General features: G+C 70.4%; 19 protein-coding genes. 7 read left to right on the top strand and 12 right to left on the bottom strand.

All coding sequences use genetic code 11. The features are described 5' to 3' along the window. The first annotated feature begins 158 nt into the window (after positions 1–158). Genes QQY66_RS36745 through QQY66_RS36735 form a run of 3 tightly spaced genes read left to right on the top strand, consistent with a single transcriptional unit; the run spans position 159 to position 2,047 of the window. Positions 159–668: a hypothetical protein gene (locus QQY66_RS36745; RefSeq protein WP_301984640.1), complete on the top strand. Its 510-nt coding sequence runs from the start codon at positions 159–161 to the stop codon at positions 666–668. Then, positions 665–1,126: a ferritin-like domain-containing protein gene (locus QQY66_RS36740; protein WP_301984639.1), complete on the top strand. Its 462-nt coding sequence runs from the start codon at positions 665–667 to the stop codon at positions 1,124–1,126. Before QQY66_RS36745 ends, QQY66_RS36740 begins: the two co-directional genes overlap by 4 nt. A 30-nt stretch (positions 1,127–1,156) precedes the next feature. Further along, on the top strand, positions 1,157–2,047 hold the full coding sequence (locus tag QQY66_RS36735; protein ID WP_301984637.1) for an aminoglycoside phosphotransferase family protein: 891 nt from the start codon (positions 1,157–1,159) through the stop codon (positions 2,045–2,047). Between the two features lie 140 nt (positions 2,048–2,187). Here the strand turns inward: QQY66_RS36735 and QQY66_RS36730 are convergent, their stop codons facing one another. The 6 genes from QQY66_RS36730 to dxr all read right to left on the bottom strand — a co-directional run bounded on the left by QQY66_RS36730 (position 2,188) and on the right by dxr (position 9,943). Beyond that, positions 2,188–3,891, bottom strand: a complete 1,704-nt coding sequence (locus QQY66_RS36730; protein ID WP_301984635.1) for a proline--tRNA ligase — start codon at positions 3,889–3,891, stop codon at positions 2,188–2,190. A gap of 72 nt (positions 3,892–3,963) precedes the next feature. Then, a complete protein-coding gene (locus tag QQY66_RS36725; RefSeq protein ID WP_210578958.1) occupies positions 3,964–4,530 on the bottom strand; it encodes a GNAT family N-acetyltransferase in 567 nt (188 codons plus the stop codon). Positions 4,531–4,566: 36 nt separating this feature from the next. Continuing rightward, a complete protein-coding gene (locus QQY66_RS36720; protein ID WP_301984633.1) occupies positions 4,567–5,415 on the bottom strand; it encodes a GNAT family N-acetyltransferase in 849 nt (282 codons plus the stop codon). A 695-nt stretch (positions 5,416–6,110) separates the two neighbouring features. Continuing rightward, on the bottom strand, positions 6,111–7,268 hold the full coding sequence (gene ispG / locus QQY66_RS36715) for a flavodoxin-dependent (E)-4-hydroxy-3-methylbut-2-enyl-diphosphate synthase (protein ID WP_301984632.1): 1,158 nt from the start codon (positions 7,266–7,268) through the stop codon (positions 6,111–6,113). Between the two features lie 168 nt (positions 7,269–7,436). Further along, positions 7,437–8,729 (bottom strand): RIP metalloprotease, encoded by a 1,293-nt coding sequence (locus QQY66_RS36710; RefSeq protein ID WP_301987622.1) that lies wholly within the window; start codon positions 8,727–8,729, stop codon positions 7,437–7,439. A gap of 8 nt (positions 8,730–8,737) precedes the next feature. Next, a complete protein-coding gene (gene dxr / locus QQY66_RS36705; RefSeq protein ID WP_301984631.1) occupies positions 8,738–9,943 on the bottom strand; it encodes a 1-deoxy-D-xylulose-5-phosphate reductoisomerase in 1,206 nt (401 codons plus the stop codon). 438 nt (positions 9,944–10,381) lie between these two features. Between dxr and QQY66_RS36700 the strand changes: the two genes are divergently transcribed. Continuing rightward, a complete protein-coding gene (locus tag QQY66_RS36700; protein ID WP_301984630.1) occupies positions 10,382–10,837 on the top strand; it encodes a lamin tail domain-containing protein in 456 nt (151 codons plus the stop codon). A 14-nt stretch (positions 10,838–10,851) separates the two neighbouring features. Here the strand turns inward: QQY66_RS36700 and QQY66_RS36695 are convergent, their stop codons facing one another. The 3 genes from QQY66_RS36695 to QQY66_RS36685 form a co-directional block, all read right to left on the bottom strand. Next, the gene (locus QQY66_RS36695) at positions 10,852–12,792 is read right to left on the bottom strand and encodes an acyl-CoA dehydrogenase family protein (RefSeq protein ID WP_301984629.1); all 1,941 of its coding nucleotides are present in this window, start codon (positions 12,790–12,792) and stop codon (positions 10,852–10,854) included. Between the two features lie 139 nt (positions 12,793–12,931). After that, a complete protein-coding gene (locus QQY66_RS36690) occupies positions 12,932–13,078 on the bottom strand; it encodes a hypothetical protein (RefSeq protein ID WP_301984628.1) in 147 nt (48 codons plus the stop codon). A 400-nt stretch (positions 13,079–13,478) separates the two neighbouring features. Then, positions 13,479–13,907 (bottom strand): hypothetical protein, encoded by a 429-nt coding sequence (locus tag QQY66_RS36685; protein WP_301984627.1) that lies wholly within the window; start codon positions 13,905–13,907, stop codon positions 13,479–13,481. Between the two features lie 350 nt (positions 13,908–14,257). Here QQY66_RS36685 and QQY66_RS36680 point away from each other — a divergent pair, with 350 nt between their 5' ends. The 3 genes from QQY66_RS36680 (at position 14,258) to QQY66_RS36670 (ending at position 18,717) form a co-directional block, all read left to right on the top strand. Further along, positions 14,258–15,271: a LacI family DNA-binding transcriptional regulator gene (locus QQY66_RS36680; protein ID WP_301984626.1), complete on the top strand. Its 1,014-nt coding sequence runs from the start codon at positions 14,258–14,260 to the stop codon at positions 15,269–15,271. A gap of 62 nt (positions 15,272–15,333) precedes the next feature. Then, positions 15,334–17,385 carry a TIM-barrel domain-containing protein gene (locus QQY66_RS36675; protein WP_301984625.1) on the top strand — a complete coding sequence of 684 codons (2,052 nt, stop codon included), beginning with the start codon at positions 15,334–15,336 and terminating at the stop codon, positions 17,383–17,385. 144 nt (positions 17,386–17,529) lie between these two features. Then, a complete protein-coding gene (locus QQY66_RS36670) occupies positions 17,530–18,717 on the top strand; it encodes a sulfotransferase (protein WP_301984624.1) in 1,188 nt (395 codons plus the stop codon). Between the two features lie 30 nt (positions 18,718–18,747). Here the strand turns inward: QQY66_RS36670 and QQY66_RS36665 are convergent, their stop codons facing one another. The 3 genes from QQY66_RS36665 to QQY66_RS36655 are packed head-to-tail and all read right to left on the bottom strand — an operon-like array spanning position 18,748 to position 23,706. Next, the gene (locus QQY66_RS36665; RefSeq protein ID WP_301984623.1) at positions 18,748–19,467 is read right to left on the bottom strand and encodes a hypothetical protein; all 720 of its coding nucleotides are present in this window, start codon (positions 19,465–19,467) and stop codon (positions 18,748–18,750) included. 58 nt (positions 19,468–19,525) lie between these two features. Further along, complete coding sequence (locus QQY66_RS36660; protein WP_301984622.1) at positions 19,526–21,730, bottom strand: glycoside hydrolase N-terminal domain-containing protein; 2,205 nt, start codon at positions 21,728–21,730, stop codon at positions 19,526–19,528. After that, positions 21,727–23,706, bottom strand: a complete 1,980-nt coding sequence (locus QQY66_RS36655) for a beta-galactosidase (protein ID WP_301984621.1) — start codon at positions 23,704–23,706, stop codon at positions 21,727–21,729. Before QQY66_RS36655 ends, QQY66_RS36660 begins: the two co-directional genes overlap by 4 nt. Between the last annotated feature and the right edge of the window lie 74 nt (positions 23,707–23,780).

The following is a 23,780-nucleotide window of genomic DNA, read 5'->3' as shown; positions in this document are numbered from 1 at the left end:
AGGTCGCGTGTCTGGTCAAAGGGTATCCGGTCACAGGAGGTGTTGCCGTCCACCGGAACTCGGGCGGGTGCCGGTGAGTGGTATCGGACGTATGCGCGGGTACCGTGATCACGGGCGTGCTGCCCTCCCCTTCGTACGAGCCCCCGAGGACATCTGCCGTGCCGTACCCCCCGCTGCCGCGCACCCCATCCGGGCCGCGAAGAAGGAGCCTGCTCATCTCGGTCGCAGGGACCGCCCTGCTCGTGGGCTGCTCGGCCGAGTCCGACGCCGGCGGCACCGGCGGCAGCCCGTCGGCCGCCGACCGGGCACGCGCGCGTGCGGCCCGCGACAGCGAGGGGCTGGTGGCGCGGTACGACGCCGTGATCACCGCACATCCGGCGCTGGCGGAGCGGTTGCGACCACTGCGGGCGGAGGCGGTGCGGCATGCGGAGGCGTTCGGGGCGACGGGAGCCACGTCCGCCTCGCCGACGGCTTCGGCGTCCGCGCCGGCCGCCGTCCCCGCCGAAGAGAAGGCCGCCCTCGCCGAGCTCGCCGCCGCCGAGCGAGCCCTCGCGGACCGGCGGGCCGAGACGCTGCTGGACATGCCGGGCGAACTGGCGCGGCTGCTGGCGTCCGTGGCGGCGGCCGGGGCGGCGCACGCGTATCTGCTGACGGAGGGCGTGAAGTGAGCGAGGCCAAGGACGGGGACCTGAAGGCGCTCCAGGCGGCACTGGCGGCCGAGCATGCCGCCGTGTACGGCTACGGCGTCGTCGGCGGACGGATCGACGAAGGACATCGTACGGAGGCCAGGGCGGCGTACGACGCCCACCGGGCCCGGCGGGACGCGCTGGCGCGCGCGGTGCGGGACCTGGGCGGGACGCCGGTGGCCGCCGCCGCGGGCTATGCACTGCCCTTCGCGGTGCCGGACTCCACGGCGGCCGTCCGGCTCGCCGCGGAGCTGGAGGACCGGGTGGCCGGGGTCTACTCGGACCTGGTGCGCGCCACCGACGGCGAGCGGCGGCGCACGGCCGCGGAGGCCCTGCGGGAAGCGGCGGTGCGGGCGGTGCGCTGGCGCGGCGAGAGCGTAGCCTTCCCTGGGCTCACCGAGCGGACCACCGCGACGGCGTCGGCGACGCCCACGGCGTGACGCCTGGAACGGAAAGGGGACGGCTCGCGTATGGCTTTCGAACCGCCGCGGCGTCTGGTCAGGGCGTTCGGTGAGACGGCACCGGAAGGTGACGACTGGCTGGAGAAGCTGCCCCAGAAGGCTCAACAGGCCGTCGCGCTACGCGAGTTGACCGTGGAGCGGGTGCAGGTGCCCGGTGGACGCAGCAGCCTGGTCGTGCTGGTACGGCTGCCGGACGGTACGCCCGCGGTGCTGAAGCTCGCCCCACGCCGGGCGCGGCCGGAGAGCGAGCGGGCCGCACTTGCCCACTGGGGCGGTCTGGGTGCCGTACAACTGCTGGAGCCTTTCACCCCCGAGGGGGTGCTCCTGCTGGAACGGCTGCATCCGGATGTGTCGGTGCGGTCGTTGCCGGAGGCGAAGGCGTTGCTTGAGGCGGCGGGGACGTTGCGGCGGCTGTGGGTGGAGCCGCCCGGTGAGCATTCCTTCGAGACCGTGGCCGAGCGGACGGAGCGGCAGGCCGTGGCGATGCGGGGTGCGTCAGCGGAGTTTTCGGCACTGGTGAGCGCGGCTCTCGACGCGCGGGAGTCACTGCTGGCCGCGCCGCCCGAGGAGCGGTTGCTGCATGGGACGTTTCGGCAGAGCAAGGTGCTGGCCGGGGAGCGGATGCCGTGGTTGGCGGTGGGGCCGGATCCGGTGGTCGGGGAATGTGCGTTCGATCTGGCGCGGTTGGTGCGGGATCGGGTGGAGGACCTCATTGCCTCGCCGTCGGGGGCGGCGACGACCCGGCGGCGGGTCAAGCGGCTTGCGGAGTCGTTGGATGTGGAGCAGGAGCGGTTGCGGGGGTGGACGTTGTTCCGGGCGGTGGAGTCGGGGGTTCGGGCGCTGCGGGTGGGGCGGCCTCGGGATGCGGAGCTGTTGCTTGAATTTGCCGGGTGGCTTTAGGGGTTGTGTGTTGGCTGCGGGTGCGTGGGGGCTGGTCGCGCAGTTCCCCGCGCCCCTGGCGGCGTCACCTGGTCGTCAGTTCAAAGCCGGGGCGGGGGAACGGCCTGAGAGAAGCCTGTGAGACTTCCTATTGGCGTGCTTTACGCGGACAGACGGGCGATCGCCTCGTCGACCGTCAGCTCCTCGCGCTCGCCGGTCCTGCGGTCCTTCAGTTCGAGGACGCCCTCGGCGGACCGGCGTCCGGCGACCAGGATCTGCGGTACGCCGATCAGCTCGGAGTCCGTGAACTTCACGCCCGGGGACACGCCCGCACGGTCGTCGACCAGGACGCGCAGGCCGGCCGCGGCGAGCTTCGCCGAGACGTCGAGGGCCAGCTCGGTCTGGAGCGCCTTGCCCGCGGCGACCACGTGCACGTCGGCCGGGGCGACCTCCTTCGGCCAGCACAGGCCCTTGTCATCGGCGGACTGCTCGGCGAGTGCGGCGATCGCGCGGGAGACCCCGATGCCGTACGAGCCCATGGTCACGCGGACCGGCTTGCCGTTCTGGCCGAGGACGTCGAGCTTCAGCGCATCCGCGTACTTGCGGCCCAGCTGGAAGATGTGGCCGATCTCGATGGCGCGGTCCAGCTTGAGGCCGGTGCCGCACTTCGGGCAGGGGTCGCCCTCCTGGACGACCACGACGTCGACGTACGTGTCGACCTCGAAGTCACGGCCCGCGACGACGTTCTTCGCGTGCATGCCCTCCTTGTTGGCGCCGGTGATCCAGGAGGTGCCGGGGGCCACGCGCGGGTCGGCGAGGTACGTGATCTTCTCGCCCAGGCCCTGCGGGCCGACGTACCCGCGGACCAGGTCGGAGCGGCCCGCGAAGTCCGCCTCGGTGACCATCTCGACGACGGCCGGGGCGAAGTGCGCCTCGACCTTGTCCATGTCGACCTCACGGTCACCCGGGACGCCGACGGCGACGATCTCGCCGCCGACCTTCACGAGCAGGTTCTTCAGGGTGGCGGAGGCCGGGACGCCGAGGTGGGCGGCGAGGGTCTCGATGGTGGGGGTGTCCGGGGTCGGGATCTCTTCGAGGGCGGGCACGCCGTCGGCGTCCACCGGCTTCAGCTCGTATGCGATCGCCTCGGTGTTGGCCGCGAAGTCGCAGTTCGGACAGTCCGCGAAGGTGTCCTCGCCGGCCTCGGCGGGAGCGAGGAACTCCTCCGACTTCGAGCCGCCCATCGCGCCGGCGGTCGCGGCGCAGATGCGGTAGTCGAGGCCGAGACGCATGAACACCTTCTGATACGCCTGGCGGTGCAGGGCGTACGACTGGGCGAGGCCCTCGTCCTCCGTGTCGAAGGAGTACGAGTCCTTCATCAGGAACTCACGGCCGCGCAGGATGCCGGCGCGGGGGCGGGCCTCGTCACGGTACTTGTGCTGGATCTGGTAGAGGATCACCGGCAGGTCCTTGTAGGAGGACGCCTGATCCTTCACCAGCAGGGTGAAGATCTCCTCGTGGGTCGGGCCGAGGAGGTAGTCGCCGCCCCTGCGGTCCTGGAGGCGGAACAGCTCGGGGCCGTACTCGTCCCAGCGGCCCGTCGCGTCGTACGGCTCACGAGGCAGCAGTGCGGGAAGCAGTACCTCCTGGGCGCCGATCGCGTCCATCTCCTCGCGGACGATGCGCTCGACGTTGGCGAGGACCTTCTTGCCGAGGGGCAGCCAGGACCAGATGCCGGCTGCGGTACGGCGGACATAGCCGGCGCGGACGAGCAGCTTGTGACTGAGGACCTCGGCGTCCGCCGGGTCGTCGCGCAGCGTCTTCGCCATCAACTGGGACATGCGCTGGACCGGTGCGTTCGCCATGTTTCTCGTACTCCTGCTGCGTAAGGGTGATGCCAGGAGGTTAGCCGGGCGGTGCGGGGCGGTGGAAATCGGTTAGCGGCGGCGGAGGGGAAGCTGGGCGCCCATGACGGCGTACGGCTTCGGGGCGCTGGGGAAGAGGACCTGGCGGGCCAGGTCCTGGTAGCCGAGGGAGTGGTACAGGCCGCGGGCCGGGCTGTCGGTGTCGATCGCGGAGAGGATCGAGCGGGGTTCGTCGGCGGTGTCCGTGATCGTGGTGATCAGGGAGCGGCCGATGCCGCGGTTCTGGTAACGCGGGTGGACATGCAGCTCGGTGATCACGAAGGAGTCGTCGAGCCAGTCGGCGTGGCCCTGGGCGCGGAGGTACGGCTCCACGACCGTGGACCACCAGTGGGAGCGGTCGTTGGGCATGCCGTAGACGAACCCGACGAGACGATCCGCTGCGGTGGCGCCGAACGCCCTTGCCCCTGGGTAGGTCATGTGCCGCAGGACGATCTGGCGGCGTACGGCGACCTCGTCGGAACCGAGTCCGAACGCAACTGCTTGGACTGCGAGTGCCTCGTCGATCCTTGCGGGGAGGTCCAGGGGGCCGATCACGATGTCTTCGGGGTGGCGGTGGCCGTGACCGGGAAAACGCAGCATGTCGGGGAGACTACAGGGGGGTTCGAGTCGTCGGTTTCAGAAGAGCACGCTCATGAACGCTCCGACTTCCCGGAAGCCCACGCGCCTGTACGCCCTTCTCGCCGCCGTGTTGAAGTCGTTGACGTAGAGGCTGACGACCGGGGCCACGTCCGCCAGGGCGTAGCGCAGTACCGCCGCCATGCCCGGGGCCGCGATGCCCCTCCCCCGGTACTCGGGGGCCACCCATACGCCCTGGATCTGGCAGGCCCGGTCCGTCGCGGCGCCGATCTCCGCCTTGAAGACGACCTTGCCGTCGGGGCCGAGACGGGCGAAGGAGCGGCCGGAGCCGACGAGTTCGGCGACCCGGGCCTGGTAGAGGAGGCCGCCGTCGCCGGCCATGGGTGAGATGCCGACCTCCTCGGTGAACATCGCCACGCACGCCGGCATGATCGTCTCCATCTCGTCCTTGCGGATGCGGCGGACGTACGGATCCGGGGAGATGTCGGCGGGGAGGCGGTCGGCGACCATGAGGGGCTGGTGGGAGCGGACCTCGCGGGCCGGGCCCCAGCCCGGTTCGAGCAGGCGCCACAGCTGGGCGGTGGCCTCGGCGGGGCCGACGATGGAGGAGCAGCGGCGGCCGGCCCTTCGCGCCCGGTCCGCGAAGGCCCGTACGGCCCTCGGTGTCGCGCAGATCGGGACGAGGTTGGCGCCCGCGTAGCAGAGGGACGTCAGCATGCCGTCCTCGTACCAGCCCCACATCTCGCCGCCGAGCCGCCACGGGTCCAGGCCCGCGATCTGCACCCGGGATGCCACGAAGGCGTTCGCGACCGGCTCGCGGTCGAGAACGGCGAGCGCGGCGTCCAGGTCGCTCGGTTCGAGAACCCGGGAGGTGGTCTGGGTCAACACGTGCGGGGCCCTCACCCTAAGGTCTGCTGATCTCCGCACTGTACCTGCGGAAGCTGAGCCGCGCCGCCCCCGTGGAGGTGGCCGCCTGCTTCCCTCCGACCGTACGTTGAGGTGACCGCCCCTGGGGGCTGCCGCCCCCAGACCCCCGCTTCGGCCTGAACGGCCTCGTCCTCAAACGCCGGACGGGCTGAATGATGCCGACCGGCACCCAAGAGGTCGGCCCCAGCGGACGGGAGGGGCTAGGAATGGGGACGGCGTCCCCTGCCGCCCCAACGCCGGACGAGCTGAGTGATGCGCGCCGACGTTGAGAAGGCAGGCCCCAGCGGGCGGGTGGGGGCTAGGGATCGCAGCCCTCGTCCGCGAACGCCGGACCGGCCGGATTGCAGAGACCGACGCCGAGAGGCCAGGCCCCAGCGGACGGGTAGGGGCCAGGGATCGCAGCCCCCGTCCGCAAACACCAGACCGGCCGGATTGCAGAGACCGGCGTCGAGAGGTCAGGCCCAGCGGGTGGGTGGGGGCTGGGGATCGCAGCCCTCGTCCGCGGACGCCGGACCGGTGGGATTGCGTCCCGATCGGCGTCGAGGGGGCAGCCCTCCAGCGGAGGGCTGGGGTTAGGGATGGGGTCACTTGTTCTCGCGCGCCGGATGGGCTGAGGGAAGTGGCCGGCCCCGAGACGTGTCGGCCCCCAACCCCCGTCAGCCTGCCACCGACACCGACGGCTCTCCGGACTCGGTCCCGTCCGCCTCCATCTGTTCGGCCAGCTTCATGGCCTCTTCGATGAGGGTTTCTACGATCTTGGATTCCGGGACGGTCTTGATGACCTCGCCCTTGACGAAGATCTGGCCCTTGCCGTTGCCGGAGGCGACGCCGAGGTCGGCTTCGCGGGCCTCGCCGGGGCCGTTCACCACGCAGCCCATCACCGCTACGCGGAGGGGGACCTCCATGCCGGTGAGGCCCGCGGTGACTTCCTCGGCGAGCTTGTAGACGTCGACCTGGGCGCGGCCGCAGGACGGGCAGGAGACGATCTCCAGGCCGCGCTGCTTGAGGTTCAGGGACTCCAGGATCTGGTTGCCGACCTTGACCTCCTCCACCGGAGGCGCGGACAGCGAGACGCGGATCGTGTCGCCGATGCCCTGGGAGAGAAGGGCGCCGAAGGCCACCGCCGACTTGATCGTGCCCTGGAAGGCCGGGCCCGCCTCCGTCACACCGAGGTGGAGGGGGTAGTCGCACTGGGCGGCGAGCTGACGGTACGCCTCGACCATGATCACCGGGTCGTTGTGCTTGACCGAGATCTTGATGTCCCGGAAGTCGTGCTCCTCGAAGAGGGACGCCTCCCAGAGGGCGGACTCCGCGAGCGCCTCGGGGGTCGCCTTGCCGTACTTCTGGAGCAGGCGGCGGTCCAGCGAGCCCGCGTTCACGCCGATACGGATCGGCGTGCCGTGGTCCTTCGCGGCCCGCGCGATCTCCTTGACCTTGTCGTCGAACTGCTTGATGTTGCCGGGGTTGACGCGGACCGCGGCGCAGCCCGCCTCGATGGCGGCGAAGACGTATTTCGGCTGGAAGTGGATGTCCGCGATCACCGGGATCTGCGACTTGCGGGCGATGGTCGCGAGGGCGTCGGCGTCGTCCTGCGTGGGGCAGGCGACGCGCACGATCTGGCAGCCGGACGCCGTGAGTTCGGCGATCTGCTGGAGCGTGGCGCCGATGTCCGACGTACGGGTCGTGGTCATCGACTGGACCGACACGGGAGCGTCTCCGCCGACCGCCACGGATCCGACCTGGATCTGCCGGCTCTTCCGGCGTTCGGCGAGCTTGGTCGGAACGGACGGCATGCCGAGAGAAATCGCAGTCATCTGCTGTGCAACCCCAAGTCGTGGATCAAGTCCGGTTCCCGTCGAGGGCGGGCTCCAGGCTTCGAGATTACGGCACCTGCCTGGGCCCGGGCACATCGCGCTCGTAAACCCACTCGATGGAGAACGGCCCAGCACAGATCGTGCCGGGCCGCCACGAACTCCGTATGACTAGGAGATTCTCACCGGGTTAACCACGTCCGCCACCAGCACGAGCAGCGTGAAGCAGATGAAGATCCCGGCCACCACATAGGCCACCGGCATCAGCTTCGCCACATCGAACGGGCCGGGGTCGGGGCGGCGCAGCACCTTCGCCAGGTTGCGGCGCAGGGACTCCCACAGGGCGCCCGCGATATGGCCGCCGTCCAGCGGCAGCAGCGGGAGCATGTTGAAGAGGAACAGGGAGAGGTTGAAACCTGCCACCAGCATCAACGCCATCGCCAGCTGCTGCGTCGGCGGGATGTCGAGGGTGAAGATCTCGCCGCCGACGCGGGCCGCGCCCACCACGCCCATCGGGGAGTCCGCCTCGCGCTCGCCGTCACCGAAGGCGGCGTCCCACAGCGCGGGGACCTTGCTGGGGATGGCGGCGAGGGAGTCGACGGCGTCGCCCACCCGCTCGCCCATCCAGGTCAGGGAGTCGCCGAAGTCCTGTTTGACGATGCCGGTGGCGGCGCTGAAGCCGAGGAAGCCCGCCGAGACGAACTCGCCCTGGACGATCTGGCCGCTGGAGTCCTTCTTGGCGACCTGGTTGGCGACGATCTTCGCGTGCAGGGTGACTTCCTCGCCGTCGCGGTCCACGACGATCGGGACGTCCTTGCCGGGGTTGGCGCGGATGAGGTCGGAGAGCTGGTTCCAGTCGTCGGTGCGCACTCCGCCGAAGGAGACGATCTTGTCGCCCGCTTTCAGACCCGCGGCCGCGGCCGGGGAGGCGGGGTCGGACTTCTCGCAGGTGTCGCGGTTCTCGGTCTGTGCGATGACGCACTGGGAGACGGAGCTGACGGTGGTGGTCTGCTGGGAGATGCCGAAGCCCATCAGGACGGTGAGGAAGAGCGCCACCGCCAGGATCAGGTTCATGAAGGGGCCCGCGAACATCACGATGACGCGCTTCCACGGCTTGCGCGTGTAGAAGAGCCGGGTCTCGTCGCCGGGCCGCAGTTCCTCGAAGGCCGCCGAGCGGGCGTCCTCGATCATGCCGCGCCACGGTGAGGTGGAGCGGGCTTCGAGGCGGCCGTCGGGGCCGGGCGGGAACATGCCGATCATGCGGATGTAGCCGCCGAACGGGATGGCCTTGATGCCGTACTCGGTCTCACCCTTCTTGCGCGAGAAGATCGTCGGGCCGAAGCCGACCATGTACTGCGGTACGCGGATGCCGAAGAGCTTGGCCGTGGACAGGTGCCCCAGTTCGTGCCACGCGATCGAGACCAGGAGGCCGAACGCGAAGACCACTATGCCGAGGATGAACATCAAGGTCGTCATGCACGGGCCTCCGCCGTCTGTGCCGCCAGTTCGCTCGCCCGGGTCCGCGCCCAGGCCTCCGCCTGGAGGACGTCCGCGACGGTGAGTGAAGTTCCCGTACGCGGTGTGCCGTGCTCCTCGACCACGCGCGTCACAGTCTCCATGATCCCGTTGAACGGCAGTGCGCCGGCCCGGAAGGCCTCCACGCACTCCTCGTTGGCGGCATTGAACACCGCCGGGGCCGTGCCCGCGAGCTGCCCCACATGCCGGGCGAGTCCGACCGACGGAAACGCGTCGGTGTCGAGCGGGAAGAACTCCCAGGTGGACGCCGTGCTCCAGTCGAACGTGGGCGCGGCGTCGGGGACGCGTTCCGGCCAGCCGAGGCCGATGGCGATCGGCCCGCGCATGTCGGGGGGCGTCGCCTGGGCGATCGTGGATCCGTCGGTGAACTCAACCATCGAGTGGACATACGACTGGGGATGCACGACCACCTCAATGCGGTCGAAGGGAATGTCGTAGAGGAGGTGTGCCTCGATGACTTCCAGCCCTTTGTTGACCAGGGTCGCGGAGTTGATCGTGATCACCGGGCCCATCGCCCAGGTGGGGTGGGCGAGGGCGTCCTCGACGGTCACCCGGTCCAGGTCGGCCTTCGTGCGGCCGCGGAAGGGTCCACCGGACGCCGTGACGACCAGCTTCCGTACGTCGGCCCGCGAACCGGACGCCAGCGCCTGGAACAGCGCCGCGTGCTCGGAGTCGACCGGGATGATCTGGCCGGGCTTGGCGACCGCCTTGACCAGCGGACCGCCCACGATGAGCGACTCCTTGTTGGCGAGCGCGAGCGTGCGGCCCGCCTCCAGGGCAGCGAGGGTCGGGGAGAGGCCGATCGAGCCGGTGATGCCGTTCAGCACGGTGTGGCAGTCGGAGGCGGCGAGCTGGGTGGCCGCATCCGGTCCGGCGAGGATCTCGGGGAGCGGCTCCCCCGCGCCGTACGCGGCGGCGAGGGCCTCGCGCAGCGCCGGTACGACGTCCTCACGGGCGACCGCAACGGTGCGGACGCGCAGCCGGTGCGCCTGCTCGGCGAGGAGGGCGACCCGTCCGCCGGCGGCGGAGAGTCCGGTGACCCGGAACCGGTCCGGGTTGCGCAGTACGAGGTCGATGGCCTGGGTGCCGATCGACCCGGTGGAGCCGAGGATGACCACGTCCTTCGGACCGTCGCCCGTCACCGGGTCGTAGACGAGGTGTGGGTCGGCCAGGGCGCGGGCCGGAAGCCCCGTCGTCCGCCCGGAGGGCGGGCCCTGCGCCCGCCGCGGAGCGGCTGATGTCGACAGCAGGTGCGTGCTCTCGGCGTGCCGGGCACTGGCCCTCGTACCGGATGTACTTGGGTCGGCGCCCGGTGCGGCGAGAGTGCGTGCATGGCGTCGCGGGGCAGACGGGGCTTCCGGCCCGTGCCCTGGGGGGCTGGACTGTCGCTCATTCCTCCATTGTGGCCGTATCGGGTGTGCGGAAGGACAGGGCATCCCTCGGGAGGGTGCCTTATCGGTTCTTGGCGGCGATCGGGGCAACTTCCCCCTTTGTGAAGCTCTCGTGAAGGTCATGTGATAACTCTTCTGTCCTGGCTGGCAGACGACCGGCCATCGGCAGACATCCAGGGGGATCTCTCCATGCGCATACGCGCCGCTTTCGCCGTGCCCGCACTCGCGGGTGCCCTGGCCCTCACCGGCTCCGTGCTCAGCACTCCGGCCCAGGCCGCCGGGGGCGTGGTCATCCGCCACGTGTGGTTCGACAGCCCGGGCTCGGACAACGGCTCCAACCTCAGCCTCAACGGCGAGTGGGTGGAGATCAAGAACACCAGCGGTGCGGCGATCTCGCTGAAGGGCTGGATCCTGAAGGACAAGGCCAATCACCGGTACGTCTTCCCGAACGTGAGGATCGGGAAGGGCAAGACGATGAAGGTGAAGACCGGCGTCGGCAGGGACACCACGGTGAACAAGTACCAGGACCGCAGCTGGTACGTCTGGAACAACACCAGCGACACGGCGACCCTGACCAAGGCGAACGGCGCCAAGGTCGACGCCTGCTCCTGGACGACGGCCAACCCCAGCGACAAGTGGTGTTGAGGACCGGCTGACGCCTACCTGATCGGTCGGTGCACGTTCTCCTTCTGTGAGGGCCCGGGGGTTGCGTCCGCGATCCACGGGCCCTCGCCCGAGGGGTCGACGATGCCTTCCTCGAGCCAGGTGTAGGCGCCGCCGAGGACTCCCTTGACGACCTTGCGGTCCAGGTCGTCCGTGTTGGTCCACAGGCGGCCGAAGAGTTCGTCGATCCGGATGCGGGCCTGGCGGCAGAAGACGTCGGCGAGTTGGTAGGCCTCGCGGCCGTGATCGCCCTTGCCGCGCAGGAGTTCGGCCCGGACGCACACCGCGCTCATCGCGAACAGCTCCGCGCCGATGTCGACGATCCGGCCCAGGAAGCCCTGCTTGGTCTCCATCCGGCCCTGCCAGCGGGACATGGCGTAGAAGGTGGAGCGGGCGAGCTTGCGCGAGGTGCGCTCGATGTACCGCAGATGCGGCGAGAGGTCGACGCCGCGGTTGAACTCGGCGTACGCGCGCGGGTTCTGGCCCGGCCCCGCGACCAGCTTCGGCAGCCACTTGGCGTAGAAGACACCGGCGTTCCCGGCCGCCTTCGCCTTGTCCTGGAGGGACTTGTCGGGGTCGATCAGATCGCCGGCGACCGACAAGTGGGCGTCGACCGCCTCGCGGGCGATCAGCAGGTGCATGATCTCGGTCGAGCCCTCGAAGATCCGGTTGATGCGCAGATCGCGCAGGACCTGTTCGGCGGGGACCGCACGTTCGCCGCGGGCGGCGAGCGACTCGGCCGTCTCGAAGCCCCGGCCGCCGCGGATCTGGACGAGTTCGTCGGCCATCAGCCAGGCCTGCTCGGAGGCGAAGAGCTTGGCCAGCGCGCCCTCGATACGGATGTCGTTGCGGTCCTCGTCGGCCATCTGCGACGACAGGTCGAGCACGGCCTCCAGTGCGAAGGTCGTCGCCGCGATGAAGCTGATCTTCGACCCGACCGCCTCGTGGTGCGCGATCGGCTTGCCCCACTGCTCACGCGCGGCCGACCACTCGCGGGCGATCTTCAGGCACCACTTGCCGGCCGCCACGCAGGACGCGGGCAGCGAGAGGCGCCCGGTGTTCAACGTCGTGAGCGCGATCTTCAGGCCCGCGCCCTCGGGGCCGATGCGGTGGGCGGCGGGGACCCGGACCTGGTGGAAGCGGGTGACGCCGTTCTCGATGCCGCGCAGGCCCATGAAGGCGTTACGGTTCTCGACGGTGACGCCGGGCGAGTTGGTCTCCACGACGAAGGCGGTGATGCCGCCCTTGTGGCCCTCGCTCTTCGGCACCCGGGCCATCACCACGAGCAGGTCGGCGACGACGCCGTTGGTGGTCCACAGCTTGACGCCGTCGAGGACGTACTCGTCCCCGTCGGGGACCGCGCTCGTCGCGAGCCGTGCCGGGTCGGAGCCGACGTCCGGCTCGGTGAGGAGGAACGCGCTGATGTCCGTGCGGGCGCAGCGCGGCAGGAACCGCTCCTTCTGCTCCTGTGTGCCGAACAGTTTCAGCGGCTGCGGTACGCCGATCGACTGATGCGCCGACAGCAGCACCCCGATCGCCGGAGAGGCCGAGCCCGCCAGGGCCAGCGCCTTGTTGTAGTACACCTGGGTGAGGCCGAGCCCGCCGTACTTCGTGTCGATCTTCATGCCGAGGGCGCCGAGTTCCTTGAGCCCGTCGATGACCTCGTCGGGGATCTTGGCCTCGCGCTCGATCAGGGCCGCGTCCACCTTGGTCTCGCAGAAGTCGCGCAGCTTGGCCAGGAACTCCTCGCCACGCTGCGCGTCCTCGGCCGGCGGGGTGGGGTGCGGGTGGACCAGATCGAGCCGGAAGCGGCCCAGGAACAGTTCCTTGGCGAAGCTGGGCTTGCGCCAGTCCTGTTCTCGGGCGGCCTCGGCCACCTGGCGTGCCTCGCGCTCAGTGACAGAAGGTCGAGACGATGACGTGGGTGCTGCGGACATGAGGCTCACCTCGCCGCGAATAGGGATCTTGGGGCCGCACGTTACTGACTGGTGCTACTGGATCGTTAGTACCCGATACCGGACGACCCCACCACCCCTCGCGCGGCCCCGGACCCCGATCGGCCGATGTCGCCCTGGTTCAGGTCTGCGGGTACGCCCTGAGGCGGTTGCCGCGCAGGACGTACAGGGTCCGGTCGTCGGCGAGGAGTCGGGGCTCGGTGGCGGCGCTGTCGATGGACTTGAGGGTCCAGGCCGTGCGGTGGGTGCGCAGGTCGACCGCGACCACGTCCTCCTCGGGGGAGGTGAGGTTGACGGCGGTCCGGGGAAAAAAGACGTAGCCGCCCGCGAGCAGCGAGGGCGGGGCCGCGCCGGAGCCGATGGTGCCGGGGCGCTCCCAGTTCCACAGGGGCTTGCGGCGGTCGCTACGGACGGCAGTGCGCCGAGCGCCCGTACCGTCTCGGTCTCCCGGCTGAACCGCGTCACGAACTCCGGGTCGGCGGCGAGTGCCGGGTGCGCGGCCTTGAGGGCGAGGTGCGGCCGGACGGCGGTGAGAGGGTGCAGCGGCATCGCGGTCACCCGACCGGGAAGGCGAAGAGGGAGGGGCCGTTGGCGATCAGGGCCAGGTCCCTGTCGTCCACGATGTAGGCGTGGTAGAGCGAGTTGGCCGTCTGGTTCGACTGGAAGGTTCACTCACCGCGCCTGTACGCGTTCAGCGCCACCACTCCGGCGCCGCGCCCGTACGCCGGCAGCGTGCGGGTGCGGCGCCACAGCTCGCGTCCGCGAGCCGGGTCGATGGCGTACACCGTGCAGGTGGTGTCGCCGGTGCAGAGGACGGTGCCCAGGCGGGAACCTTCGCCACGCTCGGCGTGTTGACCGCCGGGGGGTCGCCGGAGACGGGCCGGAGCTGAGGTCGAGTCGCCACAGGAGCTTGTTCTCGCGCAGGGGCGCCGCCTCGATACGGCCCTCGCCGAACGTGTAGACCTGCTGGGAGACCGGGCGTCCTTCTCGTCGAAGACGGGCAGGAACTCCCCCGCCGTCTCCGCGGGCACCGGCAGATACGTTCGCCCGGTGGCGGCCGGCATGGTGTCCTCGGAGCCGGTGGCGCCGTAGTGCATCAGGCCGTGCTTCCGCTCGTAGCCGATGAATGGCCGATGAATGGACGGCGCCCATCCCGCCCTCGCCGAGCGGTGCGACGATCCGGTACGGCCCTGTCTGCCGGACCGGCTCCTCCGCCCCCGTTCCATGGCCCCCCCACGGCCGGTCATGGTAGGCAGGGAGCCGCACCTCGGGAAGGCCGTTCCGGGACGAACCGCCCCAGCCGCGGCCCCGTCCCGCAAGTCTGCGTCGAAGCGCTTCGACAACCTATGGACACCCACTCCCGGTAGGGCTACTGTCGAACCACCCCCACCCGCCCATATTCGCACTGCGCACTGTCGAAGCGCTTCACAAACTTGGAGAAAGCTGGATGGTCACCCTCGCCGAGGTCGCCCAGCACGCCGGAGTCTCGGCGAGCACGGTGAGCTATGTCCTCAGTGGCAAGCGGTCCATCTCCACGACCACGCGGCAGCGGGTCGAGCAGAGCATCCGCGATCTCGGCTACCACCCGAACGCGGGCGCCCGTGCCCTGGCCAGCAGCAGGTCGAACATCATCGCGCTGATGATCCCGCTGCGCACGGACATGTACGTACCGGTGATGATGGAGATCGCCATCGCGGTGGCCACCATGGCCCGTACACACGGATACGACGTCCTGCTGCTCACCGGCGAGGAGGGCCCGGACGCCGTCCGCCGTGTCACCGGCAGCGGGCTCGCCGACGGGATGATCCTGATGGACGTCGAACTCGACGACGAGCGGCTGCCGTTGCTGCGCGGCACCGACCAGCCGTCCGTGCTGATCGGGCTGCCCGCCGACGCCACCGGCCTCACTTGCGTCGACCTGGACTTCAGGGCGACGGGCGCACTGTGCCTGGAACATCTGGCGACGCTGGGGCACCGCGACATCGCTGTCATCGGCGAGGCCCCCGCGGTCTACGAACGGCACACCGGGTTCGCCGAGCGCACCCTGGACGGACTGCGCAGCCGTTCCCAGGAGTTGGGCGTACGGCTGCTGCACCGCCCCTGCGACGGCGGGTACGACGCGATGGCCGTGACCCTCGCCCGCATCCTCGACGAGCGCCCCGGCACCACGGGGTTCGTCGTACAGAACGAGTCGGCGGTCGAACCGCTCCTCGGTCTGCTGCGCCAGCAGGGCCGTGCCATCCCCGAGGACGTGTCGGTGGTCGCGATCTGCCCCGACCAGGTCGCCACCCAGGCCTCGGTGCGGCTCACCTCGGTCGCCATCCCCGCGCAGGAGATGGGCCGGCACGCGGTGGAGCACCTGGTCGCGAAGCTCGACGGGCGCGGTACCGACGAAGTCCTGCTGATCGCACCCGAGTTGACGGTTCGGGCGAGCACGGGTCCGGCTCCGGCCGGGTCCTGACCACCACCCCTTCCACGTGTCGGCCCCCACCGGGGCTCCCCATGTCCTGAGGAGTACGCGTCGTGAACCAGCCTGCCGAAAGCCAGACCCCGACCGGCGCGGTCAGCCTCGCGCAGTCGTCACCCACCGTCGGCACGTTCCGTGAGCGGGGCGGTGCGCTGGAGTGGAGCGGCCGCCAGGAGACCGTACGCATCGAGCCGTGGGGCCCGGACGCGGTGCGGGTCCGCGCCAGGCTCGGCGGCCCGGTCCTGGAGGGGCTGCCCGGCGCGCTCCTGGACGAGGCCCCGGCGACCGAGTCCACGGTCAAGGTCGGGGACGGAGAGGGCCGGCTGACGGTCGGCGCACTGACCGTCGAGGTCAACGCCGAGGGGATGATCCGGTTCCTGCGGACGGACGACCTCTCGGAGATCCTCGCCGAGGAACGCGCCCACTTCTGGTGGCCGGGCCCCCGTCTCTACACGACCGTCGGCAACGGCCACCACCGCCTGGAGCAGCGCTTCGCCGCCTACGACGACGAGCAGCTGTTCGGTCTCGGCCAGCACCAGCACGGCCGCCTGGACCAGAAGGGCCTGGTCGTGGACCTGGTCCAGCGCAACGCCGAGGTCGGCATCCCGGTCCTCACCTCCAGCCGCGGCTACACCCTGCTGTGGAACAACCCGGCGATCGGCCGGGTCGAGCTGGCGGGCAACGGCACCCGCTGGGTCGCGGACTCGGCCCGCCAGATCGACTACTGGATCACCGCCGGCGCCCCGGCCGACGCCCAGCGCCGCTACAGCGCGGTGACCGGCCGCACCCCGATGCTGCCGGAGTGGGCGGCGGGCTTCTGGCAGTGCAAGCTGCGCTACCGCACGCAGGACGAACTCATGGCCGTGGCCCGGGAGTACAAGCGCAGAGGCCTGCCCATCTCCGCCATCGTCTGCGACTTCTTCCACTGGACCCATCTGGGCGAGTGGAAGTTCGACCCGAAGGAGTGGCCGGACCCGGCGGCGATGGTGCGGGAGCTGGAGGAACTCGGCATCAAGCTCGTCGTGTCGGTCTGGCCGTCGGTGTCCCCGCTGAGCGAGAACCACCCTGTCATGGAGCAGCGCGGCTACTTCATCGGCACCCAGTACGGCCCCATGGCGCACGCCGACTGGCCGGACAAGGAGGTCGCCTCCACCGTCCAGGTCGCCTTCTACGACGCCACGAACCCCGAGGCGCGGGACTTCATGTGGTCGAAGGTGAAGGCGAACTACCTGGACCCGTACGGCATCACCGCCTTCTGGCTGGACGCCTGCGAGCCGGAGCTGAAGCCGGGCTTCCAGGAGAACCTGCGTTACTGGGCGGGCCCGGGCCTGGAGGTCGGGAACATGTACCCGGCCGAGAACTCCCGCGCCTTCCACGAAGGGCTGGTCGCGGAGGGCGAGTCCGAGGTCATCACCCTCAACCGCTCGGCCTGGGCGGGCAGTCAGCGCTACGGCGCCGCCCTGTGGTCCGGCGACATCGGCACCGACTTCCCGACCCTGCGCCGCCAGATCGCGGCAGGCCTCAACACCGCCCTGTCCGGCATCCCCTGGTGGAACACCGACATCGGCGGTTTCCACGGCGGCGACCCCACCGACCCCGCGTACCAGGAAGTCATGGTCCGCTGGTTCCAGTTCGGCACGCTGTCCCCGCTGATGCGTCTGCACGGCTTCCGCGACCCGGGCATGCCGCTGGGCCCGAAGATGACCGGCGGCCCGAACGAGGTCTGGTCCTACGGCGAGCAGGCCGGCGCGATCCTGGAGCGGTACCTGCGGCTGCGCGAGCGCCTGAAGCCGTACGTCCTCGAGGTCATGCGCGAGGCCCACGAGGAGGGCCTGCCGGTCATGCGCCCGCTGTTCCTGGAGTTCCCCGAGGACCAGGCGACGTGGTCGGTCGACGACTCCTACCTCTTCGGCCGGGATCTGCTGGTCGCGCCGGTACTCACAGCGGGCGCCACGGCCCGCACGGCGTATCTCCCGGCGGGCGCGACCTGGACGGACGCGTGGACGGGTGCGACGTACGAGGGCGGTACGGCCGTGACGGTCGACGCCCCACTGGACCGCATCCCGCTGTTTCTGCGGGACGGCGCGCGGCTACCGATAGGGGAGTAGCCGGGCGGGAGGTGGCCGGAGCCTGACGGTTCCGGCCACCTCCGTTTCACCGGGGCTGCCGTCTCAACTTCTCTGTGTGGCAGACGAGTTGGGCTGGGTAGGGTCCCTCCGTTCCGCACCGTCCCGTCTGCCGAAGGGTGCCCCGTGTCCTCGTCCCCCCTCCCCCTCACGCTGGCCAATCTGCTGCTGCGGCCGGCGTTCCGCTCCCGTCACCGGCCGGACCGGGTCTTCGACCGGATCCTCGCCGGGACCGGACAGGCGGAGGGCGACCAGGAGTTCGTCGACGGCTTCCGGCAACTGCTGGGATGGTGGGCCGCGGCCCAGCACCTCACCCCGGTCGGCTGGGCGGCCGCGCAGGCCCATGTGCGCCGGCATCTGCTCAACCGGGCCACGATCCGGCAGCTGATCGCCGAGCACCCCGGGATCGAGCGGGAGCCCCTCGACAGGCCGGTGTTCGTGGTGGGCCTGCCGCGCACCGCCACCACGCTCACCCACGGCGTGCTGTCCCTCTCGGCCGAGCACCGATGTCCCCTGCTGTGGGAACTGCTCAGGCCGGGCCTGGAGATACCGGCCGAACGACGACGTAAGGCGACGGCACCGGCACGGTGGCTGGTCACGGGCACGAACCTCTTCTCCCCGCGCTTCCGTGACATCCACCCCATGGTCGCCGACGGCCCCGAGGAGTGCACCTTCGTCCTGCCGCACGCCCAGACACCGCTCGCCCAGGCCCGCATCCCCGCGTACCAGGCCTGGCACTACGAGCACGACTTCGTCCCCGACTACCGCTACCTCAGGCAGGTCCTCCAGGTCCTGCAGTACGGCCGCCCCCGCCGCCGCTGGATCCTGAAGTCGCCCATGCACCTGGAGAACCTCGACGCGCTGCGCACGGCCTTCCCCGACGCGACGATCGTCTGGACGCACCGCGACCCGGCCACCGCCGTGGCGTCCTTCTGCAGTCTGGTCGAGCACGGCATGTCCGTCAGCAACCGCCCCCTCGACCTGCACGGCATCGGCGCGACCTGGCTGGAACTGCTGAGCCGCTCCGCCGCGCGCGGTGTCGCCGCCCGGGCCGCCATCCCCCGCGAGTCCCTGGTCGACGTGCCGTACTCCTGGCTCGGCACCGACCCGGCCACCGGCGCCCCCAAGCTCTTCGCGGCCATCGGCGCCCGCTGGACCGAAGCCGACGCCGCCCGGCTCCCCGGCATCACCGCGCGCCCCAAGGGCACCCGCCGCCACACCTACGACCTGTCCCGCTACGGCCTGACCCGCGCCGACATCGAGTCCGCCTTCACCGGCTACAACGCACTGCGGGCCGAGGTCGACCGCGCCTGACGGCACGGACCGGCCCCGGCCCGGCGCCGGTCAACTACTGCTGACCGTCAGGTTGTTGGTGCGGAAGTCGAGCCCGCCGGACGACGAGGTGATCTCGTAGCCGAACTGGACGTCACCGATGGTCTCGCTGCTGGACATCCAGCCCTTGGTGCCGGAGATCCAGCTGAGGATCGGCTTGATGTTCACGCTGCCGGAGCTGGAGTCGGACGTCCGCAGGAACGAGAACACCTCGTTGGCGCCGTTGTTGCCCTTGTAGACGTTCCAGGTGTGGCCGCCGAGGGTGGCACTGCCCTGCGAGGTGCCCAGCGGACCGACGGCTCCGTTGTAGTTGACCCAGAGCATGATCTCGTAGTCGTAGTCCGTGTCCCAGATGTCGTACGACGTGTTGTACGCGCCGGACGACGGGACCGTGACGTTGTAGTTGCTGGTGAGCGAGCCGATGGAGGCGATCGTCTTGTTGATCACCTTCTTGGAGTTGGGGTACGACTTGATGCCGCCGGTGTTGGGGTGGTTGGCCCAGACCCCCCAGTTGGTGCCGGAGTTGGCCCAGATGCACTGGCTGCCGGCGCCGGAGCCCCAGATGTTGTTGTACAGCGTGTAGCCGTTCAGGTTCGTGTTGCCCCACTGGTCGCAGGAGTTCCAGACGGCGGCCTGGGCGGGGGCGGAGGCGAGACCGACGGTGGCGCCGAGCGCGAGGGCCGGGGCCAGCAGGGCCTTGGTGATTCTGCTGAGTGTGCGGGTTGTTGCCATGGGGTCCCTTCCATGGGTGGGGGGATTAGCACGGGATTAGCAGGGGACTAGCGGTGATTCACCACGTCTCCAGGGTGAGGACGTGGTCTTCTCCGGCGACGAGTTCGAGCGGCCGTGCGCCGGAGGAAGTCCGGAGTTCGACGCGGTGGGTGCGGGTGGGGCGTACGACTGCGGTCGCTTGTCGCGGGCTCCAGCGGAGGTCGACTTCCGCCCCGAACCTCGTGCGGATGCCGGTGAGTTCGCCCTTCGGATACGCCGCCGGAAGCGCGGGCAGCAGCACCAGCCGGTCCGGGGTCGACTGCACGAGCATCTCGATCACGACCGCGGGCAGGGTGTGGGCGGCGTCCGCGTTGTAGACGTCGAGGTTCGGGTAGTGCGAGCTCATCAGCGAGGCATGGAAGTAGTCGCCCTTGAGGACCTGGCCGAGGGCATGCGCCACCCGGTCGCCGTCGCGCAGGCGGGCCGCGACGAGGGCGTGGTGGAGGTGGCCGTGCGCGGAGTCGTTCTCGGCGCCGCGGAGTTCGAGGGCGCGGTGTGCGGCGGTGGCGAGGTCCGGGGTGTCGTAGGGGTTGATCTCGTCGAGCGGCCAGACGCCGTAGAGGTGGCTGAGGTGCCGGTGGTCGTAGGTGTCGTCGAGGCCGGGCCAGGCCCATTCCGCCAGCGCGCCGTCGTCATTGATCCGGTGCGGCGGAAGCCGGTCGGCGAGGGCACGCCACGCTTTTGCCTTCTCCGGGTGGTACTCGGCGGCCGTGCGCAGGGCGTGCCGGGCCGCGGAGAGGTCCATCGCCGCGTTGATCGCGCCCCAGCTCGCGTTCGCGGGCCGGTTCTCGGGTGAGTAGGAGGGGACGACTATGACGTGTCCCTCGTCATCGGTGCGAGTGAGGAAATCCTCGTAGAACAGGGCGACTTCGGCGAGCGCGTCGGCGGTGCGCGGGTCGCGTTCGCCGCGGGTCTCGTCGTGGTCGACGAGCGGCTTGAGCAGCCAGTCGGCGCCGGCGGTCCACAGGTGCAGCGGGTATGGGCGGCTGAAGTGGTACGTCAGTCCGCACTCGCCGTCGCTGTGGGCCGGGGCGACGGCGCCCCGGGCACCGAAGATCGCGCGGGCGTTCTCACGCCAGTCCGGAAGCTGGCGGCCGATCAGGGTGGCGAGGGCGTCGGTGACTTCGGGGAGTGCGGCGGCTGCGGCCGATGCGGTCTGGAGGTTGACGTTGGCGTCGTTGGTGAACGCCCCCGACCACGCCGTGTTCCAGTCGCCGGTCCACAGGCCGGTGAGACGGGGCGGGAACAGGCCCGCGGCGGAGAGCAGGTGGTAGCGGCCGGCGGCGAAGAGGCGTTCCAGGAAGGCCGGGCTCTCGGGCAGCTCGATCAACTCCGAGCCCGGCAAGGCACGTTCGGCGGGGTCGGCGTCCAGGTCGAGCGTCATGCGCGTGCAGGCGGTGCGGTGGAGGGCGGTGTGGCGGTCGAGAAGGTGGGTGTACGGGTCGTCGCCTTCCGGTACCAGGTCTCGCAGGGCTCGGGAGTGGGCCTGCACGTCGGGCTCACCGGTGTGACGCAGCACGCGGGTCAGCAGCAGGGCCGAGTCGGCGCGGGTCACCTGGAGACCGAGCGGCGTGAGCGCGGTACGGCCGCCGGTGACGATGACCAGCGTGATGCCCGTGTACGCGCGGTCGCTGCCGGGATAGCGGGCACGCAGGTTGAGCAGGGCACCGTCGGGGGTGAGGACGGCGCCGTGGCCGACGGCGAGGTCGTGCGGGGCGCCGGGGAGGCGGTGGTCGAGGTCGATGGTCAGCTCGGCGCCGGTGACCTGCTGGACGATGACGTCGTCGGCGCGGGAGACGAAGACGCGGCTGTCCCAGCCGTCGCCTTCGGCTCGGGTGACGCCGGTGGTGAAGTCGACCGAGCGACGGTAGTGCCTGCCCACGCCGGCCGCCCTCCGCAGCCGTATCTGAAAGGCCGGATGGAAGGGCTGCACCCACTGGAGGTCGCGCCCGTCCGTGAAGGTCTCCGCCGCCCGCACCTCCCCGGCGAGCAACCGGTCCTGGAGTTCGGGGAGCCGAGAGGCCAGCTCGGGCGGACGGGCGCGCTCGCAGCCATTGGGGCGGACGAGGGTGTGGTGAGTGACGACGACCCGCTCGTCGTCCGGATCACCGAACACAAGGGCGCCGTGGTGACCGTTGCCGCTGAGGTAGCCGTCCTCCCAGCGGGTGGCGGGGGTGGGCTCCCAGGTGCCGTGGACGGGGCCGGCGGCGGCATGGGCTGTCATGGGCGTAGCACCGCCACTCCGTAGCGGCCGAGGGTGAGTTGGTCCGTGCACGGCTCCCCCGTGAGCAGGTCGTGGTGGGTACCGGGGACGTCGACGGTCACCGGCTCGCGACCGTGGTTGAGGACGAACAGCAGGTCACCGCGGCGGACGGCTTCCACGCGCGCGGGCAGTCCGTCGAGCACGGGCCGGGCGCCCGCGTCGGCCGCGATCCGGGAGAGCAGGTCGCGGAGCGCGTCCGGCTCGGGGAGGGTGGAGACGTACCAGGCGCGATCCTTGTGGAGCACGGCGGGCAGGCCGTCGAGTTCGCCGCCCTTGTACGAGACGGCCGTCGCGCCGCCTCCGGCCTCGATCTCCTCCGACCACAGCGTCCCGCGGAACCCGTCGCACTCGACGGTCTCCCCCGCGTCCAGCGGCCACCACTCGTGCAGGGTGCGGATGCCGAACAGCTCGCGCAGCCGGGCGTCCATGCCGCCGGGGCGTACCCGGTCGTCCTCGTCGGCGATGCCGGTGAGGAAGCCGCAGACGAGGGTGCCGCCGCCGTGGACGTACGCGAGGAGGTTCTCGATCGCCGTGTCCGTGAGGAGGTAGAGCTGCGGGGCGACGACGAGCTTGTACCGGGTGAGGTCGTGCTCGGGGTGGGCGAAGTCGGTGGTGAGGTGGGCTTCCCAGAGGGCGCGATGCCAGGCGCGGAGGATGTCGGGGTGGTCGACCTGGGTGGAGAGCCGGCCGTCCTGGGCGCCGGCCCACCAGGAGTGCCAGTCGTGAAGGAGGGCGATGTCGGACGTGATTCGACCGCCCGTCACCTCACCACTGATCTTGTGCAGCTCAGCCCCCAGCCGCTTGACCTCCTGATAGGTACGACCCTCCTCCCCCGCGTGGCTGACCATCCCGGAGTGGAATTTCTCCGCGCCCTGGCGGGACTGCCGCCACTGGAAGTAGCAGACGGCATCGGCACCGCGGGCCACCGCCTGGAGCGACCAGAGGCGATTCAGTCCGCGCGGCTTGGGGTGGTTGACGCCCCGCCAGTTGACCGGTCCGGCCGCCTGCTCCATCAGCATCCAGGGGCCGCGGGCCTGCGAACGGGTCATGTCCTGGACGAGGGCACCGCTCTGGGCGCCGTACGGATCACGCGGGTCAGGATAGAGGTCGACGGAGACGACGTCCTCCTCGTCCGCCCAGCGCCAGGCGTCCTGCCCCACCCACAGAGGCATGAAGTTGCTGGTCACCGGGATATGCGGGGTGTGCCGCCGGACGATGTCCCGCTCGACGACGTAGCACTCCAGGAGCATGTCGGAGGTGAAGCGTTTGAAGTCCAGTACCTGGGTGGGGTTCTTGAGGTAGTGGGCGTGGCGCGGCGGGAGCACCTCGTCCCACTGACCGTAGCCCTGGCTCCAGAAGGCGGTACCCCAGGCGGTGTTGAGGGCGTCGAGGGTGCCGTACTTGCCCTGGAGCCACCGACGGAAGCGGGCGGCGGCCTCGTCGCTCCAGTCGTAGGTGCAGTACTCGTTGTTGATGTGCCACAGGGTGAGGGCGGGGTGGCTGCCGTAGCGGGCGGCGAGATCTTCGGTGATGGCGGCGGCATAGCGGCGATACGCCTCGCTGGAGTGCGAGAAGTGCTGACGCCCGCCCCACCATTCGACGCGGCCGTCCTCGTCACGGGGCAGGGTCTCGGGATGGAGGCGGCCGAGCCAGGGCGGGGGCGAGGCGGTGGGCGTGGAGAGGACCACGCCGATGCCGTTGTCGTGCATCAGATCCATGAGCCGGTCGAGCCACCCGAACTCCCTTACCCCCGGCCTGGGTTCGAGCTTCGCCCAGGAGAAGACACCGAGGGTGACGGAGTTGACGCGGGCCTCTTTCATCAGGCGTACGTCATCGAGCCAGACCTCCTCCGGCCACTGCTCGGGGTTGTAGTCACCGCCGTAGAGGACGCGACCGCGGGTGACATCACTGAGCGCGGGCACGTGGGACGTGCGCATGACACACCTCGTTCTATGAAAGAGGGGGACTGGAGAGCCCCAAAGGGGCGCGGGGAACTGCGCGACAAGCCACA

Source organism: Streptomyces sp. DG2A-72 (genome assembly GCF_030499575.1).
Lineage (GTDB): Bacteria > Actinomycetota > Actinomycetes > Streptomycetales > Streptomycetaceae > Streptomyces.
This window is presented reverse-complemented; position numbering and strand designations above follow the sequence as displayed.

Bases quoted from the DNA above. Each gene is read 5' to 3' on its own strand.
- QQY66_RS36735 (WP_301984637.1), top strand. From the start codon at position 1,157: ATGGCTTTCGAACCGCCGCGGCGTCTGGTCAGGGCGTTCGGTGAGACG.
- QQY66_RS36730 (WP_301984635.1), bottom strand. From the start codon at position 3,891: ATGGCGAACGCACCGGTCCAGCGCATGTCCCAGTTGATGGCGAAGACG.
- QQY66_RS36725 (WP_210578958.1), bottom strand. From the start codon at position 4,530: ATGCTGCGTTTTCCCGGTCACGGCCACCGCCACCCCGAAGACATCGTG.
- ispG (WP_301984632.1), bottom strand. From the start codon at position 7,268: ATGACTGCGATTTCTCTCGGCATGCCGTCCGTTCCGACCAAGCTCGCC.
- QQY66_RS36710 (WP_301987622.1), bottom strand. From the start codon at position 8,729: ATGTTCATCCTCGGCATAGTGGTCTTCGCGTTCGGCCTCCTGGTCTCG.
- QQY66_RS36700 (WP_301984630.1), top strand. From the start codon at position 10,382: ATGCGCATACGCGCCGCTTTCGCCGTGCCCGCACTCGCGGGTGCCCTG.
- QQY66_RS36695 (WP_301984629.1), bottom strand. From the start codon at position 12,792: ATGTCCGCAGCACCCACGTCATCGTCTCGACCTTCTGTCACTGAGCGC.
- QQY66_RS36685 (WP_301984627.1), bottom strand. From the start codon at position 13,907: ATGCACTACGGCGCCACCGGCTCCGAGGACACCATGCCGGCCGCCACC.
- QQY66_RS36680 (WP_301984626.1), top strand. From the start codon at position 14,258: ATGGTCACCCTCGCCGAGGTCGCCCAGCACGCCGGAGTCTCGGCGAGC.
- QQY66_RS36665 (WP_301984623.1), bottom strand. From the start codon at position 19,467: ATGGCAACAACCCGCACACTCAGCAGAATCACCAAGGCCCTGCTGGCC.
- QQY66_RS36660 (WP_301984622.1), bottom strand. From the start codon at position 21,730: ATGACAGCCCATGCCGCCGCCGGCCCCGTCCACGGCACCTGGGAGCCC.
- QQY66_RS36655 (WP_301984621.1), bottom strand. From the start codon at position 23,706: ATGCGCACGTCCCACGTGCCCGCGCTCAGTGATGTCACCCGCGGTCGC.